Origin of the sequence: Oceanisphaera avium (genome assembly GCF_002157875.1) — a bacterium.
In the GTDB taxonomy this organism is placed as follows: Bacteria; Pseudomonadota; Gammaproteobacteria; order Enterobacterales; family Aeromonadaceae; genus Oceanimonas; species Oceanimonas avium.
In genome coordinates this window covers 2,409,478-2,425,775 of record NZ_CP021376.1, presented here as the reverse complement: position 1 = coordinate 2,425,775, position 16,298 = coordinate 2,409,478, and the positions used below count along the sequence as shown (strand labels likewise).

The window sequence follows — 16,298 nt, the reverse complement described above, 5'->3', positions numbered from 1 at the left end:
TGCGTTGCCAGTAGGGTCGAATTAAATTTTTAAGACCCAAAACTGGCTTGAAAAAGGAGGGGATACTCGCAGTACTATTTATTTAGCGTATCAAAAAACACATACGTATCTTTGCTCTGCTTTTTTGCTTGATACATGGCTTGATCCGCGTAGCGCAGCAATAGCTCAGCATGGTCGGCATCGTCAGGATATAAGGCAACACCAATACTGGCAGACACATACACCGTTTCTGCCTCTAATAGCACCGGCTCACGGATCACAGCTTGGATGCGCTCTAAAATATCGGCACATTCCTCACGTGATTCAAACTCGGTGCACAATAATACAAATTCATCACCTCCGAGTCTGGCTAGCGCATCACAGGCGCGAGTACGTGAATTTAGGCGCTGGCTAATTTCTATTAATAAGGCGTCGCCGGCGGCGTGACCAAAGTTATCATTAATGGCTTTAAAGCCATCAAGATCTAAATAGCACACAGCCAATTGGCTCTGCTTGCGCTGACAACGATAAATAGCGCGTTCAAGCAGCTCACTAAAGAGCAGTCGGTTAGGAATGCCCGTTAGGGCGTCATGAAAGGCTTGATGTCGAAGATTAGCCTCATGTTGTTTTAAATGGGTGATATCTGATAACACAGTAACATGATTTAAAATATTACCGCTGTGATCTCTTACTGCGGTAATAGCTAACAATAGCGCACAATCTTCACCACTTTTTCGTTGGCTATTTAACTCGCCTTGCCAATGATCCTTTACCTTAAGCTGAGCCGCTAAGTAATGATAAAACTCAGGATTAGATAACAAGTATTTAAAAACATAAGGGTAGCGGTCCACGACTTCAGCCGCGCTAAAGCCCGTAATGCGGGTAAAAGCCGGGTTAACATGCGTAATTCGATGATTAGGATCGGAAATAATAATACCATCGTAACTCGACTCAAAAACATTAGGCGCAAGGTGCTGCTGTTTAAGCCACTTTTTTTGCTCAGTAATATCATGACAGATACATAAACTAATGCCCTCGGTGAGACTAATCGAGGTACATAAAATACCTAAGCGCTGCCCTGCTTTATTAAAAGGATGCCATTCTTTAAAGCTTGAGCGCCCTAGCGCTCTCGCCTCTTTCATTACTAGCTGGCGCTCAGTTTCCTCAGGATAAAATAAACAAATGGGAGACTCATGTTGCGTCATTTCTTCACTATGCCAGCCAAATACTCGCTCACAGGCTAAATTCCAAAATACACATTTCCCACTGGCATCAAATGCACTAATGGGGGTAGCGGCTTGGTTCAGTACTTTTTTAAAACGCTGAATAAGATGGCGAGAAATACTGACTCGGCGGTGTTTAAGTTTGGGTTGGTTAGCTTGGAATAACAAGGCGCCATGCATGGCAAAGGTATCTAGCAATTGTTTGTTTTTTTCATTTAACGTGGGTAAGTTTCCAGAAAAATGTAATAACAAAAGACCGCTAATATGGCCGCGTTTAATAGGAATGGCTAAGTAATTTTTGAGTGTAGAATTAGGCTTAGAGAGTGGGTGATAGAATAAGTTTTTTTGCAAAATATGCTGGTAATCATGCGTCTGCCACTCAGACAATAACGGCCAATGTTCGCTATAAAATAAATGAGGGAGCTCTTCATTAGCATTAAATAATACAAAACAGGCATGTAAAGCGTGACTCGTTACACACACTTGCTGACATAACTGCTGCCAATCTGTCTCGCTAGCAGTTAATGAGTTAGCACCACTCAAGGGCGTAATATCCGATGTTGACCGTAGCGAAGATAGGCTCATAAATAGATCCACTCATCAATAAATAGTTATCACTTGTTAAATTGATAACTGATAAGCACATTATACGGAGAATGTCCGGTATATCTAAGTTTAAAATATCGTTGTAAAGAGTGAATACCGAGCACAATTCTAAAACGGCCTGAAAAGTGTTAATTTTTTTAACTATTCTGGGTTTTTAACTCGAAGGCTGCCTACCCTTGCTCTATGCTCAGAGAGCTGTCAGGGTAAATATATTAAGTTCCTGTTTAAGCGCGTAATAAAGCCACTTTATAAGACAACTTCACATTCCCTATTTATTACTAGAAAGGAGTCATCATGAAGCGTACTTTACTTGCTAGCGCATTATTAGCTACCACCTTAAGTGCAACCGCTCTAGCACAAGACTTAGACATCATCATTCATACAGTGAATGAGCAAGGCACCGCCAGTGAGCTTGGCCAAATTAAAGTCACTGAAACCGATTACGGCCTGCTATTCACGCCGCAATTATCTGAGCTAACGCCGGGCATTCATGGCTTTCATGTGCATGAAAACGCCGATTGTGGCCCTAAGAAAGACGACGCCGGTAAAGTTGTACCAGGGGGTGCAGCAGGAGGACACCTAGATCCTAAAAAAACCGACCAGCATTTAGGGCCTTATGATGATGATGGACATTTAGGTGACTTACCTGCGCTTTACGTAGATGAAGAAGGTAATGCTCACTATCCCGTACTCGCCCCTAAGCTGAAAAAACTCAGTGACCTAAAAGGTCACGCGCTTATGATCCATGCGGGAGGTGATAATCACAGTGACAACCCTGAGCCTTTAGGTGGCGGCGGTGCGCGCTTTGCCTGTGGAGTAGTTAAGTAGCGTGAAGAGTAAATGGTGAGGCGTGAGGGGATTAAATTCAAAACACTAGTCTATGTTTGGTGTTTGCTTGTTATACCTCACTATCTCCGCCTCACTCCTTACCTATTTTTCCATAAAAAAAGAGCACCTTGGGTGCTCTTTTTTTAACGGCCTAACCGCGATGATGATCTGCATCTTGCCAAGGCTTGTGGCCCGGCTTCCAGCCTCACATTCTCTTAAAATGCGGCCTAGTGGCGCTTACCAATTGGGTTAATTGGCTTGCAACAGCGTCCGAAGGTGTCGGTCTGTTTGTCTCCAGCAGATGCAACTATGGTAGCGCTTTATTAAGGGAGAGTGCTTGCTAAGTTGCAGCTAAAACCCTTACTTAGAGCAACAACTCACCCTTTATGCTATAAAAAACCATACACTTTCACTCTTAAGACCATTACATGAGCAACTTAATTCAACTCGATAGAACTGATCGCCGTATTTTAGAGCTAATGCAAGCTAACGGGCGCATTAGCAATTTAGAACTTGCCGAGCGCATTGGCTTATCACCCTCACCTTGCTCACGGCGCGTTAAGGCGCTAGAAGATGCAGGTCTTATTGCTAACCATGTGACGTTACTTGATGCCAACCAACTGGGCTTAAGTCTGCAAGCCTATATTCATATCTCATTAGATAGGCATACTCCCGAGCGCTTTGAAAACTTCGATGCCGCCATTAAAGACTTCTCTGAAGTATTAGAATGCGATCTGATCACCGGCACCGATGCTGACTACCAATTAAAAGTAGTGGTACGAGATATGGAGCACTATCAGCAATTTCTTTTGGGCAAGCTTACCCGTGTTAATGGTGTCACTGGCGTACGTTCCAGCTTTGTCTTACGCCGCATCAAGCATGAAACTGCCCTGCCACTGGATCATTTAGGCTAAGGCAGTCACGACTGCACACTAAATCATATTTCTAGCGACGCCTTGCTGGCAAAACTGGCTGCTATCGTAATATAACAGCCCGTGCTGGCGGGCAAGAGGCGCAAGTCGCCGCGCAATTTGCTTACCCATTCGTTGGCCATTACGACTGGTATAGTTGGCATAAAACTGCATAGCAGGAGGTGCAGGCAGCTCGTTAGGCAGTGCACTGGCCAATGGCGTACTTAAAATTTTACACAATAACTCACTAAGTACGCGGTTCACTACCGAGCCCACACCATAGCCCTGCCACTCCGGCAATAAGTAAAGACTTTTTAAAGCCATCTCTAATGCCGGTGCAGGTCGCTCTACTGGAATTTCACCATTAAAGCTCAATACCCAGTTACCGATAATGCGCGGCTTACTTTGTGTGTGTTCAAGCACGGCGAGATTACAGCGATAACTCAGCCCTTCGTCATTGATGCGCGGCGCAATATCTAAGGCTGCAGGCCTATTTTCTCCCCAAAATAATGGCCGCGGCGCATATATATCTTGGTGTTTACCTAAGGCATGCTGGCGAAATTGTTCGAATAACGGCGCGTGCTCGGGATGCCTAGCATCCATCAGCTGCAAAGAAAGATTATCTAGGCTATCGGTATCTAGCCACAAGTAGTCAGAGAATTCATGGGTGAGTTGGGTATAATCAAGCAGCTCATTTAAGGTAGGCGCCTCCTCTTTTAAAAAGCTGGCTTCACGAACGAAGTCTTGTTTGATTTGCTTAAATAAGGGGTAAGTTTTGGCGGCCACGTGCTGCCACTGTTTTAAATTATCCATTAAGTAAACCAGCCCTTTTCATGATATTCACTCGTGCCCACGCACCACAGTAAACACAGAGCTAATCTAAAAGGTGGTTCTTGAAAGGGATAGAAAAGTCGCATTTGTCTCGCTTGCGATGGAATACAAAACAGCTTATTTTACCGCCAATATCTAAGATGTAAACTCAACGGCTTAACACACCGCTTAAAAATAAAACCAGCAAGTGCAATGCAACCTGCTGGTATATAAAGAAAAAATTATTTACTCAGTAACTTTTCAACATCCGTTAGGTATTTTTCGCCCTCTTTTTTAACCGTATCTGGCTTATTAGTTTCTGAAGCGACATGCACTTTTTCTAATGTTTCAGCTACCTTTTCTAATTCTTCTTCCATACGCTCTAGCGCATTTTCTAAGGTATAGGTCAGCTGATGCACTTGGTGAAGATCGTCTGCACTAAGCTGGTCTTGATTAACTAATTTTGCTAAACGTTGGTTATATTCGCTAAGATTTTCTTGTGCGACTTCCCACGTTGGTGAGTCTTCACCTTTAAAGTGAGAGGGACGTTCGTCAGTGGCGTGAGCGGTACTGGCCAACATAACAACTGCAACTGAGGCCAGAGAGAATAGTGCTTTCATTTTAACTCCTTCGCATAGTGCATTAAAGATGAAAACAGTAATCATTAACCTTTATCTTGTCTAGCAGACCTACTACTTTTTCGTACAAAGTTTGTGCTTGATCAAAGTTAGCTCAGCTTTCTTCTTGGGAAAGTCTCAGCCACAATAGCTTTCTATATTTAAGGATTAAACAACGGTTAATGAAAACTAATTTAATTACTCGCGCCGGCTGGCACCAGCTTGATTTAGAATTAAAAGAGCTGTGGAAAGTAGAGCGCCCTGCCGTGACTCAAGCAGTATCAGAAGCGGCGGCGCTCGGTGACCGTAGCGAGAACGCTGAATATATTTATGGTAAGCGCCGGCTACGCGAAATAGACCGGCGAGTACGTTTTTTAATGAAGCGTTTAGAAGTATTAAAAATTGTCGATTATGATCCCCGCCAAGATGGCAAAGTATTCTTTGGCGCTTGGGTGGAGTTAGAAAATGAAGCCGGTGATATAGTGCGCTATCGTATTGTAGGCAGCGATGAAATGGATCCTAAAAATAACTACATTACTATTAACTCGCCCATGGCTCGCGCGCTTATTGGTAAGCAAGTGGATGACGAAGTGCTAGTCCACACCCCCTCGGGCGTAAAAGAGTGGTATATCAATAAAATTCAATATCAGCCCTTTAAAGCGACGCGTTAAGCCTTACGCGGTACGCCATACGTTAAAGACAGACTCCTTCCTGCTCCGCAGAACCGGCAGCTAAAGCGCTTGGTGTTTTGCCGTCTTCCTGAACTCGTTTCAGGATCTCGATTTAGATTTAGCAATAAACACACACATGCCAGATACCGAGGCACGCCCAGTATGACGGCATAGTACCTAAAGAAATCTGTCGAACTTATCTTTAACTGATAGCTTATGGCGCAGGACTAGTCCGTAGGACTATCTATCCATCGATATAGCGTGCGGCGGGTAATGCCTAAGATATCGGCGGCGCGGCGTTTGTTATTGCCCGTAGCACTTAATACCTGTTGAATGTATTGGCGCTGCACGGCTTCTAAGGTCGGCATATTTTCTGCAGCTTCTTGAGCGGTGTTATCTGGCTCAGTTTGCTCGAAGACTGGCACCTGATTATCACCGGTGTGAGCGTTAATCGGTGCAGCCTCATGTCGTGCACTAGCGTGAGCAAGCTCAGTATAGTTTTCAGCTAAATTAAGGGGTGGTTGTTGCACAATGCGCTGAGGAAAGTGCTCCACATCAATAAAGCCACCCTCGCAAAAGGTGGCAGCCCGCTCTACGGCGTTTTGTAACTCACGTACGTTACCAGGAAAGTCATAGCGAGCCACCAATGCCTGCGCTTCATCGGTAAAGCCTTTAATATCACGCTGCTGGCGAGCATTGTAACGAGTAAGAAAAAAGCGCATTAGGCGCTGAATATCTTCGCCTCGCTCGCGCAGCGGTGGAATGTGCACGGCAAATGTTTCTAGGCGATAGAATAAGTCTTCGCGAAAAGTGCCCTCAGCTACCGCCTCGGTTAAATTACGGTTAGTGGCGCCAATCACCCGCACATCGAGCTGAATTTCATGATCACTGCCCACAGGGCGTACTTTTCCATCTTGTAATACCCGTAACAGTTTGGCTTGCAGCGTAAGTGGCATTTCCCCTAATTCATCGAGCAATAAGGTACCGCCATCAGCTTGTTGAAATAAGCCTGCGCGCTGGCTGCGGGCGCCGGTAAAAGCGCCGGCCGCATGGCCAAAAAATTCGCTCTCCATCAGCTCACTTGGAATACCGCCACAATTCACCACTCGGTAGGGACCCTCTTTACGGGTACTTTGATCATGTAAAGCGCGCGCCACTAGCTCTTTACCGGTTCCACTTTCTCCTTGTACTAATACTGGGCCATCGGCACTGGCGATTTGGCGAATTTGATGAAATAAGTGCTCCATAGCCGGGCTTTGGCCGATAATGCCGTTAAATTGTTCGATAGCATGCATACTACGATAGTGTTGCACTTCGCTACGTAACCGCCGGTTAGCCAATAAACGGCTAACCGTTAATAAGAAATGATCCATTTCCAGCGGCTTTGTTAAAAAGTCATCTGCTCCCGCTTGTAGCGCTTTTACCGCTTGTTGTACCGAGCCAAAAGCGGTGATGATCAAGACCGCTGGGGCTAAGTCGGCGCCAGCAAGCGCAGGTAATAAACTTAGGCCATCGCGACCTGGCAGACGCAAATCACTAATTAATAAATCTGGCGAGCTGCTTTTTAATAATTCCAGCCCTTGCTCGGCATCACCACAGGTCCTAACGTTATAGCCTTCAGCTTCTAACTCTTCTTGTAATAACTCGCGCAGCCCACTGTCGTCTTCTACCAGTAAAATTTTATCTTGCTTTGCCATTTAAACCTCCTGTGGCTGTGCGCGAGGCTGAGCCTTTAATGCCAACACTAAACAGGCTTCACAACCTTGGTGATCTCCATTACGTAAGCTAAAGCGCCCTCCTTGTGCTTCAACAACCGATTGTACAATGGCTAAACCTAAGCCGGTGCCTTCACCGGGAGACTTAGTAGTAAAAAAAGGCTCGACAAAACTGCTTTCATTAATATTTTCTGGCAAGCCATCGCCATCATCAGTAATACAAATGGTTAATTCACAAGCGGTGGCCGTCACTGAAATTTGCACCTGTTGGTGAGCAGCTTGTAAGGCATTGCGCACTAAATTTAATAATGCCAGCTCTAGGCGACCGGCATCGGCATAAAATAACGGCAAGTCAGGCGCAAAATACGCATCAAGCTGACAGGCTTTCGCCTCTAACTCGGGCGCCATAGCATCAATGACAGCCGTCACTATCACTTGGGCATTTAAGGCGCGAGGCTGGGTGGCCGCGGGGCGGCAATAGTCTAATAGTTGGCGAACTGTGCGGGTAAGACGCTGTACTTGGGCGCGAATACCGCTTAAGTTGTGCTGCTGTTGTTCATTTAAACTACCCACTCGCTCTAAGCGCCGCGCTCGACCATCTATCACACTTAAAGGCGCACCCAGCTCATGAGCAATCCCTTGCGCCATGCTGCCAATGGCCACCATTTTTTCATTGTCTTTTAAACGACTAATAAGCGCAGTTTCGGCGGCGCGATGGGCATCTAAGTCATGATGAGCCTGCTCAATACTGTCAAGCATCTGGTTTAAGCCTTTTGCTAGGCTGGCCACTTCTTCTGGGCCATCTAGCGCGGCTCGGTGAGATAACTCGCCACCTGCTACTCTTTGCATGTGAGCCAATAGTTTATCGACATATCGCCCCACACCGCCGTAATGGCCTAATAACACACTGGCTAAAATGCCCAAACTAAAGAGCGCCCAGCTCAGCCACGCAATAAGCGTAAATTGGCCTAACGTGCGATCAAAGTCGCTCGCTCTACGGGTAATTTGAATCAACCCCTGTATTTGACCTGCTACATCAAACATGGGCAAAAAATGGGAGAAAAAACGATGGCCGGCGACTTGGCTATAGGCTTCTTGGCCTTCACCTGTGAGGCGAATACGAGCCGGTATGGTGGTGGCGGTTAAGTCTTTCATGGTAATGCCCGCCGACGCAATACGGTTACCATTCACATCAAATACAGAGGCACCATAGACTTCGCCCAGTACAAACACCGAGCGCAGCGCTAACTCCACGGCTTCTCGGTCGCCATTATTTACCGCATTACCAATAGGGATACTGACCGCACGCCCAATAAGCTCAAGATCGTTTTTTAATCGTTGCTCTTGATATTGGTTAGCTTGCTCCAAACCAAAGCGGATGCCAAGGGCCGTAAGTAGCACCAAGGGCAGAACTACAAATAGTAATAAGGTGCGCTGTAAGCCACTTAAGCGCCAACCAGCAAGCAGTGTGTTGTTTTTGAACGGGTGTTTTTGTCTCATGTGTAATATGTATACACAAAATGCCCAGCTAACAACAGACAAAATAAGCTAAAACATTAACATGTAAAATATAACCCTTTAAAATCAACGCCTTAGTCAAGACCATAAAACTTGGCACGCTTAATGAAAGGTACTGAGCAGTACTATCGTTAAGTATTTTTCAACCAAGGAGTTTCCTTATGAATAAGCTAAAGACACTGACCGCAGCCATTACCTTCGCCACTTTCGGTATGGGCGCCACAGCTGCCATGGCCCAAGCTCCAGGTGCCGCTCCTGAACAACAGGGTGCCGCCCAAACTCAACAAGGTGCTCCTCAAGCCCAGCAAGGCGCACCTCAAGGCCAACAGTCAGGTCCCGTTTCCGATGCTGATTTGAAAAACTTCGTTAAAGCTAACCAAGATGTAGCTAAAGTACGTGACGAGTTCACCCAAAAGCTAAGTGAAGAAAGTGATCAAGCTAAGGCACAAGAGCTGCAAATGGAAGCTCAAGAAAAAATGCTAGAAGCTGTAAAAGATAATGACATGGATGCGCTTACCTACAACGCTATTGCCGCTCGCATTCAAACCGATACCGAACTCCAAGAGCGCGCTTCCGCTCTTCAGTAAACTTTCTCTGTTTCCATATAGCGCATATAAACGAAGGGGCCCTCAGCCCCTTTTTTTTGCCTATTTTTTAGCCCCTACCCACCTCTTTAGCGAGTGAGCTGTCGCAGCTCAGCAAATGGGCTCTTCTTTGCCCTCTTTAACTGCTTCATAATAGTAAGCTGCTCAACTTAGCGTTTATTCTCGTTCTCAAGTGTTTAATAACGCCTCAGAGTCTTATTGTAAGCCGCTCGCTTTTGGCTAAGCGGCTTTAGCATTTCTATTGGCTGCCTGCTATTGGCAGTGTGGAGTATTAACGATGTCGAATATCAACCATGCCCTAGCAAATGAACTTAATGTTAGCCAATCACAAGTTAATGCCGCCGTTCAATTGCTTGATGAAGGCGCCACTGTGCCCTTTATTGCACGGTATCGAAAAGAGGCCACCGGTGGCTTAGACGATACTCAGCTACGTAACCTTGCTAGCCGGTTAACATATTTGCGTGAGCTTAGTGAGCGGCGCACCGCCATCATTAACGCCATTAGCGAGCAAGGTAAACTGAGCGTTGAACTAGAAAAAGAGCTGGTGGCGGCCGATACGAAAACCCGCCTTGAAGACTTATATTTACCCTATAAGCAAAAGCGGCGCACTAAAGGCTATATCGCTATCGAAGCCGGCCTGCAGCCTTTGGCCGATAGCTTATTTGCGGAGCCCACTCAAGACCCACAGACATTAGCGGCGCAGTTTATTAATGCCGAGCACGGGATAGCAGATGAAAAAGCGGCCCTCGATGGCGCCAAATATATTTTAATGGAGCGCTTTGCCGAACAAGCAGATGTGCTAGAAGCCTTGCGCCGCTATTTGCAGCAACACGGCCAATTACAAGCAAAAGTACAAGCGGGGCAAGAGCAAACCGGTACTAAGTTTAAAGACTATTTCGAGCACCAAGAGCCAATTAGCCGGGTCCCCTCCCACCGCTTATTAGCCATGCTACGGGGGCGTAACGAGGGGGTGCTGAACCTAAGCTTAGTGGTGGATACCACCGACGCTAAGACTCACCCCTGTGAGAGCCTGATTGCCCGCCATGTTGGCTGGCAAGATCAAGGGCGCGCGGCGGATACTTGGCTTGCAGGCGTCGTAAGTTGGACTTGGCGCGTTAAACTTTCTTTGCAAATGGAAACCGAGTTAATCGGCCAAGCGCGCGAACAAGCAGAAATAGAAGCCATCAAGGTATTTGGCTTAAATATGCAAGACTTACTGATGGCAGCTCCCGCTGGCCCACGCGTCACCATGGGCTTAGATCCCGGGATCCGCACTGGCGTCAAAGTGGCCGTGGTTGATGAGACGGGTAAATTACTGGCACAAGATACCATTTATCCCTTTGAACCTGCTAAGAAGGTAGAGCAAAGCCTACGCTCGCTCGACGCCTTATGTCGTGCTCATCATGTTAGCTTAGTCAGCATCGGCAACGGCACAGCCTCACGAGAAACTGAGCGCTTGGTGGAGCAACTAATGAAGCAACACCCAGACCTTAAGCTACAAAAAGTAGTAGTTAGTGAAGCAGGCGCTTCTGTATATTCCGCCTCCGAATTAGCCGCCAACGAGTTCCCTGATTTAGATGTCTCACTGCGCGGCGCCGTGTCAATTGCCCGCCGCTTACAAGACCCTCTGGCTGAGCTTGTTAAAATTGATCCTAAAAGCATTGGCGTGGGTCAATATCAGCACGATGTGTCTCAAACTCAACTCGCACGAAATCTTGATGCGGTGGTGGAAGATTGTGTTAACGCCGTGGGGGTAGACGTCAATATGGCATCGACCCCCCTACTGACTCGCGTATCTGGCCTCACGCCTACATTGGCGAAAAATATTGTTACCTACCGAGATGAACTTGGCGTATTTACCGAGCGCAAGCAGCTCTTAAAAGTGCCCCGCCTAGGACCTAAAGCCTATGAACAATGTGCCGGTTTTTTACGTATTCGCGACGGCAAAAATCCGCTCGATGCTTCTGCCGTGCACCCCGAAGCTTATGGATTAGTGAAACGTATCGCCGAAGATGTGAAGCAGCCAGTACAAGCCATGATTGGTAACAGTGACTTACTGAAAAAGCTTAATGCCCAAGATTATACCGATGCCGACTTTGGTTTGCCTACGGTGCAAGATATCTTACGCGAGCTCGATAAACCGGGCCGCGATCCTAGGCCTGAATTTAAGGCGGCACGTTTTATGGAAGGCGTAGAAAAACCCAGCGATCTCAAGCTCGACATGATACTCGAGGGCGTAGTGACCAACGTTACCAACTTTGGTGCCTTTGTGGATATTGGTGTGCATCAAGACGGCTTAGTACATATTTCGGCACTCACCGATCGCTTTATTAAAGACCCCCGTGAAGTGGTGAAAGCCGGTGATATTGTAAAAGTAAAAGTGTTAGAGGTGGACTTACAGCGCAAGCGCATCGCCCTCACTATGCGCCTTGAACAAACCGCCGAACAGCACGGCAGTGGCAAGGTGCGCACCGAGCGAAAAGAGCCGCGCCAATCCGCTACCCCTAAGAAAAATAATCCGCGACAAGCGGCGAGTCAGCAACGCGCTCGCCAAGAGCAAGGTGCACCTCAAGGCGCGATGGGCGCAGCCCTAGCCGCTGCCATGCAGAAAAAGAAATAAATAAAGATAAATACTTGCCACACAATCCACAGCCATAAGTACAAAGTTTATATTCTGTGGATTGCGTGGTGAAAAGTCTTTCATCTTTAAGTGCTCAATTCAGGAGTCGCAATGTTAGAGATACACCTTGTCGTTTATGACGCAACTTATCGCCCGCACATTCAGCATATTCGTGAAAAGGTATTTATTAGTGAGCAAGCGGTTGCGCCCGAACTTGAGTTTGATGGCTTAGATGAACAAGCACTCCAGTTATTGCTAGCAGTAGATAATCACTATGTAGGCACGGGGCGCATGCTCAGTGATGGGCGAATTGGGAGAATTGCCATTTTAAAGGAATTTAGAGGCCAAGGGTTAGGCGCTAAGATGATGCGGGCGCTAATCAACACTGCCCAAGCACGAGGCTATTCCAGAGTTTATTTAGGCGCACAAACTCACGCCGTCGACTTTTATGCCAAGCTTGGCTTCACCCCCTACGGCGAAGAATTTATGGATGCGGGTATCCCCCATTTGTCGATGGAGTACATAGTGAAGGCTAAAGAGTGAAAAAAGATATAGTCCAACGCCAGGCTGAAAGAGCAATAATGCTTGGCTGATGACAATGACGGGCTGCTCGTTTTACTTCCCACCTCATCATTGACTGCTTTTAATTAAAAATAGTATTGCATGCCAATACCGTATAAAGGTTCTTTATCTTCCACTTGGTTTAATAGTACTTCACTATATATTTTTGCTTGAGGAATTAAATAATACTCAGCTGCAATAATATATTCATCGGTCCACGTTTGCTGCTCAGGCTTAGCTAAACTTAAACGATTATAACCAACGCCTATGGCGAGCTGATTAAACGAGTAAGAAATAACAGACTCCCAGCTTGTTAGCTCTCGAACATCCCATGCCCTTTGATAATAACTACGGTTATGGCTAATAGCGGCATAGAGTCCTTGTTTATTAATATAACTAATACCCATGGCAATAGAATTAATATCACTGTCTAAATCATAAGACGATTTATGATCTAAGGCTAATACCATACCTAAGCCATTATCGGCTCGATAACCTAATGAGGCAGCAGACTGAGTTCGTAAATTAAGAGTTGAGTCTTGCTTACTTTGATCATAAACCGCATAAGCTGCTCTAATATCTAAGTTATTGTTATAAAAACTGACTTTAATTTGATCGTCTAAAGTAAGTTCTTGATAACGATAGCCTTGGCCACCAAAAATATTGAATACATCAGTGAGATCGGCCACTTGTGCAACAGGGCTTTCACTGCGCCCGACTGTTAGCTCAAGTCGGTCATAAAAACGAGCGCCTAACCAAGCTTGGTCTGCATAGAGTTGAGCATCAGCTTGAGTTTCATTAAACACATCCCAACTCATCTCGCCGATTAAAGTCACGGTGGGGTTGAGTTGACGACTTGCTATCAGGCCCAATGAAAGCTGATCACTGCCTCCAAATGCTTGCGCTTTATTAGGGTGGCGGTATTGGTAAGCCAGCGCCCCCATTTGATATTTATATCGAGCATTTATGCTTAACGTATTCAAGTTGTCGCTAGAGCTAAGTGTTAACGCCCATACTGGCTGCGTAATAAATAAACAGCACAATAAGATAGCCTTCATCATTAAGACCTCTTATACCTTATTCACTCTTAGGGACAAAAAAGGGCGCTGCATGGGCGCCCTTTTCTAATCGTATTTACTTAAAAATTAACGATTAAAGTGCTTGGTATAAGAGTGTTGATGACCATTAACATTTTTATTAACTGTCACACTACCGTTTTGACCGTATTGTACATCTTTACTGATACTAATAACATCGCCGTTCGCTTTAGTAATGGTTCTATCAAAAGAAACACCGTCGGCGGTAACGTTTTTGTTTACTTCAACATTGCTATAGCCATTATTGTAGCTGTGGTTATAAGAATGATTACCACCAAAACCTGCGTTAGCAGAAGCGGCAAGAACAAGAGCGGCTGCAGAAATTACGAATGTAGACTTTTTCATTATTTTTTACCTTATTATATTTATAATTGTATTTAGGTTGAAGTTTCACTGCAAAATAATAAGTCAGCGAACTATTCCTAACGTCTGTTAATTCACTTCAACGCTGGAACGAAATAAAGATTACTCCTAGTGTTTAATGGGCACAATAATTAATTTTCATGTTTATAAAATGTAAACATAACTAATATTAACGACAAAAAGTGTCATGGCATGGTGATAGGCAGGCAAAAAGAGCCAAGAGCAGCACAACAATCCTGACCACAAGGACAAGAAAGTGGATTATTCTGTAAGAGGGGCGCCAATCTTTTACTAAATTATTTTATAAGTTACAAAAATTAACTTAAAATAGGTCGAAAAACAGCCATAAAGCACTTATAAAACTGTAAAAACATACTTTTAGCCTAAATATGCATTGGTTTTGGTTATTTTAAACCAAATCTTCACCTAAAGACAAAACAAGTGTCTTATCCTAAAAAATCACGATTATTAGCTTTTTAACTGGCAACCCTTCGCGAGATGAGCGGTGCACTGCACCAGCCTACTAGTTAACTAGCTAACAGGCAGCAGTAGCGCTTAAGATGATTAACCTCTAGAGCTCAGGTATGGTAGTGAGCGGGATAATATAAGCCACTTGAGTATCTTTTTAGGGGTGGCCCGACTCTTAACCATGGTTATTTGTTCGCGCATATTAATCATCTTCTTTAAAGCCTAAAAAAGGAGTCACATGAAAAACAAAAGGCCTCAGCAGCTGTCATCACCTACTATTTCTCCCTTTACGCCGTTAATGTTAGCGACGGCACTTGTCTTTAGTGTGCCCTTAAGTGCCTACGCAAGCGCGGAAAACACTTCACCATCGCCAGTGACAGCCACCAGTGCCAATGAGTTTTTAAATAGTATCGGTGCTAATACCGCTGTTTCACGACGCGGAGAGCGACTTAAACAAACCCGTAACGCGCTCGATTACACAGGGGTGCGTTGGATTCGTACCGGTTATGAAACTAATGCTCCCCTTGCTGATTTGCTGTCTTTGCATAAAGACACCGGAGTGAAGTTTAGTTATGGCTTATTAAGCGGCGGCACTGATATTGCGCGTCTTATTAAAGACGGTAAACAGTTGGCGGCACAAGATGCGCTGTTAGCACTCGAGGGAGTCAACGAGCCTAATAATTGGGGAATTAAATACCAAGAGCAAAAGGGCGCGGGCCAAGCTCACTCATGGTTGCCAGTCGCTAAGCTACAAAAAGACTTATACCAAGCCGTTAAAAGCGACCCTGATTTAGCCGATATTCCAGTTTGGCATATCAGTGAAAATGGCGCTCAATCTGATAACGCCGGTTTACAGTATTTAGAAATCCCTGAAGGCGCAGATGCTTTGTTGCCCGCCGGTACTAAATATGCCGACTTTGCTAATGTGCACAACTACATTATTCATCCCAAAAATCCACATCTTGCAGATAATCAAACTTGGAGTGCGGCTGATCCTGGCCCTCATAGTCGAGTATCTAGCCTTTATGAGCATTATGGCAAAACGTGGTTTCGCTCCTTCCCAGGCTATGATGAACAAGCGCTATCATCATTACCCAGAGTCACCACTGAAACAGGGCTGCGTATTGAAGGTGAAATTAATGAAGAAAAACATGCTCGGTTAATCGTTAACATGTATTTAGCGCAGTTTAAACGAGGCTGGAGTTATACCGCGCTGTATCTCTTACGAGACCGAGTAGATGAAGGAGGTAATCAGAAATTTGGTTTATATAAGCCAGATTATAGCCCGAGAAAGGCGGCAGATTACTTACATAATTTAACGCATATTTTAGCGGATAAAAAACACAGCTCCCCTCTAAGCTCACTGGCTTATGAGCTGCCTAACCAGCCTAAGACAGTTCATGATCTCTTATTGCAAAAGAGCGATGGAACCTTTGAGCTCGTCGTCTGGGGCGAAAAGGTATCGGGCTCAGAAGAGGTGGTGGTAAAGTTTGCTAAGGCCCAAGAAAAAGTGCGTATTTACGATATTACCAAAGGCACCATGGCTGTTAAAACCCTTTCTAACACTGAGACTGTTAAGCTCACCTTAAGTGATTATCCGATGATAATTGAAATACTATAAATATTTTCTCTTAACTCCTCTCGGGTCAGCCTCCTCTAAGCGCTGGCCCGAGTATCTTAAAAAAACCTACTCAGATTATTTCAAA

General features: G+C 45.3%; 14 protein-coding genes. 7 read left to right on the top strand and 7 right to left on the bottom strand.

The window, feature by feature from the left end:
• Window positions 1-74: 74 nt before the first annotated feature.
• Entirely contained in the window at window positions 75-1,787 is a 1,713-nt protein-coding gene (locus CBP12_RS11120; protein ID WP_086964494.1) for a diguanylate cyclase domain-containing protein, read from the bottom strand.
• 315 nt (window positions 1,788-2,102) lie between these two features.
• Between CBP12_RS11120 and sodC the strand changes: the two genes are divergently transcribed.
• On the top strand, window positions 2,103-2,636 hold the full coding sequence (gene sodC, locus CBP12_RS11115) for a superoxide dismutase family protein (RefSeq protein ID WP_086964493.1): 534 nt from the start codon (window positions 2,103-2,105) through the stop codon (window positions 2,634-2,636).
• A gap of 428 nt (window positions 2,637-3,064) precedes the next feature.
• Complete coding sequence (locus CBP12_RS11110) at window positions 3,065-3,550, top strand: Lrp/AsnC family transcriptional regulator (RefSeq protein ID WP_086964492.1); 486 nt, start codon at window positions 3,065-3,067, stop codon at window positions 3,548-3,550.
• 18 nt (window positions 3,551-3,568) lie between these two features.
• Here CBP12_RS11110 and CBP12_RS11105 read toward each other — a convergent pair whose 3' ends face one another.
• Together CBP12_RS11105 and CBP12_RS11100 are read right to left on the bottom strand one after the other, a co-directional pair.
• Window positions 3,569-4,360 carry a hypothetical protein gene (locus CBP12_RS11105; RefSeq protein ID WP_086964491.1) on the bottom strand — a complete coding sequence of 264 codons (792 nt, stop codon included), beginning with the start codon at window positions 4,358-4,360 and terminating at the stop codon, window positions 3,569-3,571.
• A gap of 239 nt (window positions 4,361-4,599) precedes the next feature.
• On the bottom strand, window positions 4,600-4,977 hold the full coding sequence (locus CBP12_RS11100) for a DUF6746 family protein (protein WP_086964490.1): 378 nt from the start codon (window positions 4,975-4,977) through the stop codon (window positions 4,600-4,602).
• A 179-nt stretch (window positions 4,978-5,156) separates the two neighbouring features.
• Here CBP12_RS11100 and greB point away from each other — a divergent pair, with 179 nt between their 5' ends.
• Complete coding sequence (gene greB / locus CBP12_RS11095; protein ID WP_086964489.1) at window positions 5,157-5,645, top strand: transcription elongation factor GreB; 489 nt, start codon at window positions 5,157-5,159, stop codon at window positions 5,643-5,645.
• Between the two features lie 227 nt (window positions 5,646-5,872).
• Here greB and CBP12_RS11090 read toward each other — a convergent pair whose 3' ends face one another.
• Together CBP12_RS11090 and CBP12_RS11085 are read right to left on the bottom strand one after the other, a co-directional pair.
• Window positions 5,873-7,342 (bottom strand): sigma-54-dependent transcriptional regulator, encoded by a 1,470-nt coding sequence (locus tag CBP12_RS11090; protein ID WP_086964488.1) that lies wholly within the window; start codon window positions 7,340-7,342, stop codon window positions 5,873-5,875.
• Window positions 7,343-8,860 (bottom strand): sensor histidine kinase, encoded by a 1,518-nt coding sequence (locus tag CBP12_RS11085; protein WP_086964487.1) that lies wholly within the window; start codon window positions 8,858-8,860, stop codon window positions 7,343-7,345.
• 179 nt (window positions 8,861-9,039) lie between these two features.
• Here CBP12_RS11085 and CBP12_RS11080 point away from each other — a divergent pair, with 179 nt between their 5' ends.
• The 3 genes from CBP12_RS11080 to CBP12_RS11070 all read left to right on the top strand — a co-directional run bounded on the left by CBP12_RS11080 (window position 9,040) and on the right by CBP12_RS11070 (window position 12,646).
• The gene (locus CBP12_RS11080) at window positions 9,040-9,465 is read left to right on the top strand and encodes a DUF4168 domain-containing protein (protein ID WP_086964486.1); all 426 of its coding nucleotides are present in this window, start codon (window positions 9,040-9,042) and stop codon (window positions 9,463-9,465) included.
• A 295-nt stretch (window positions 9,466-9,760) separates the two neighbouring features.
• Window positions 9,761-12,103 carry a Tex family protein gene (locus CBP12_RS11075; protein ID WP_086964485.1) on the top strand — a complete coding sequence of 781 codons (2,343 nt, stop codon included), beginning with the start codon at window positions 9,761-9,763 and terminating at the stop codon, window positions 12,101-12,103.
• Between the two features lie 111 nt (window positions 12,104-12,214).
• A complete protein-coding gene (locus CBP12_RS11070; protein WP_086964484.1) occupies window positions 12,215-12,646 on the top strand; it encodes a GNAT family N-acetyltransferase in 432 nt (143 codons plus the stop codon).
• Between the two features lie 104 nt (window positions 12,647-12,750).
• Here the strand turns inward: CBP12_RS11070 and CBP12_RS11065 are convergent, their stop codons facing one another.
• Window positions 12,751-13,725 carry a porin gene (locus CBP12_RS11065; protein ID WP_086964483.1) on the bottom strand — a complete coding sequence of 325 codons (975 nt, stop codon included), beginning with the start codon at window positions 13,723-13,725 and terminating at the stop codon, window positions 12,751-12,753.
• 84 nt (window positions 13,726-13,809) lie between these two features.
• Entirely contained in the window at window positions 13,810-14,106 is a 297-nt protein-coding gene (locus CBP12_RS11060; RefSeq protein ID WP_086964482.1) for a hypothetical protein, read from the bottom strand.
• Window positions 14,107-14,830: 724 nt separating this feature from the next.
• On the opposite strand from CBP12_RS11060, the gene CBP12_RS11055 reads away from it, so the two are divergent.
• Complete coding sequence (locus CBP12_RS11055; RefSeq protein ID WP_086964481.1) at window positions 14,831-16,213, top strand: glycosyl hydrolase; 1,383 nt, start codon at window positions 14,831-14,833, stop codon at window positions 16,211-16,213.
• The last annotated feature ends 85 nt before the right edge of the window (window positions 16,214-16,298 follow it).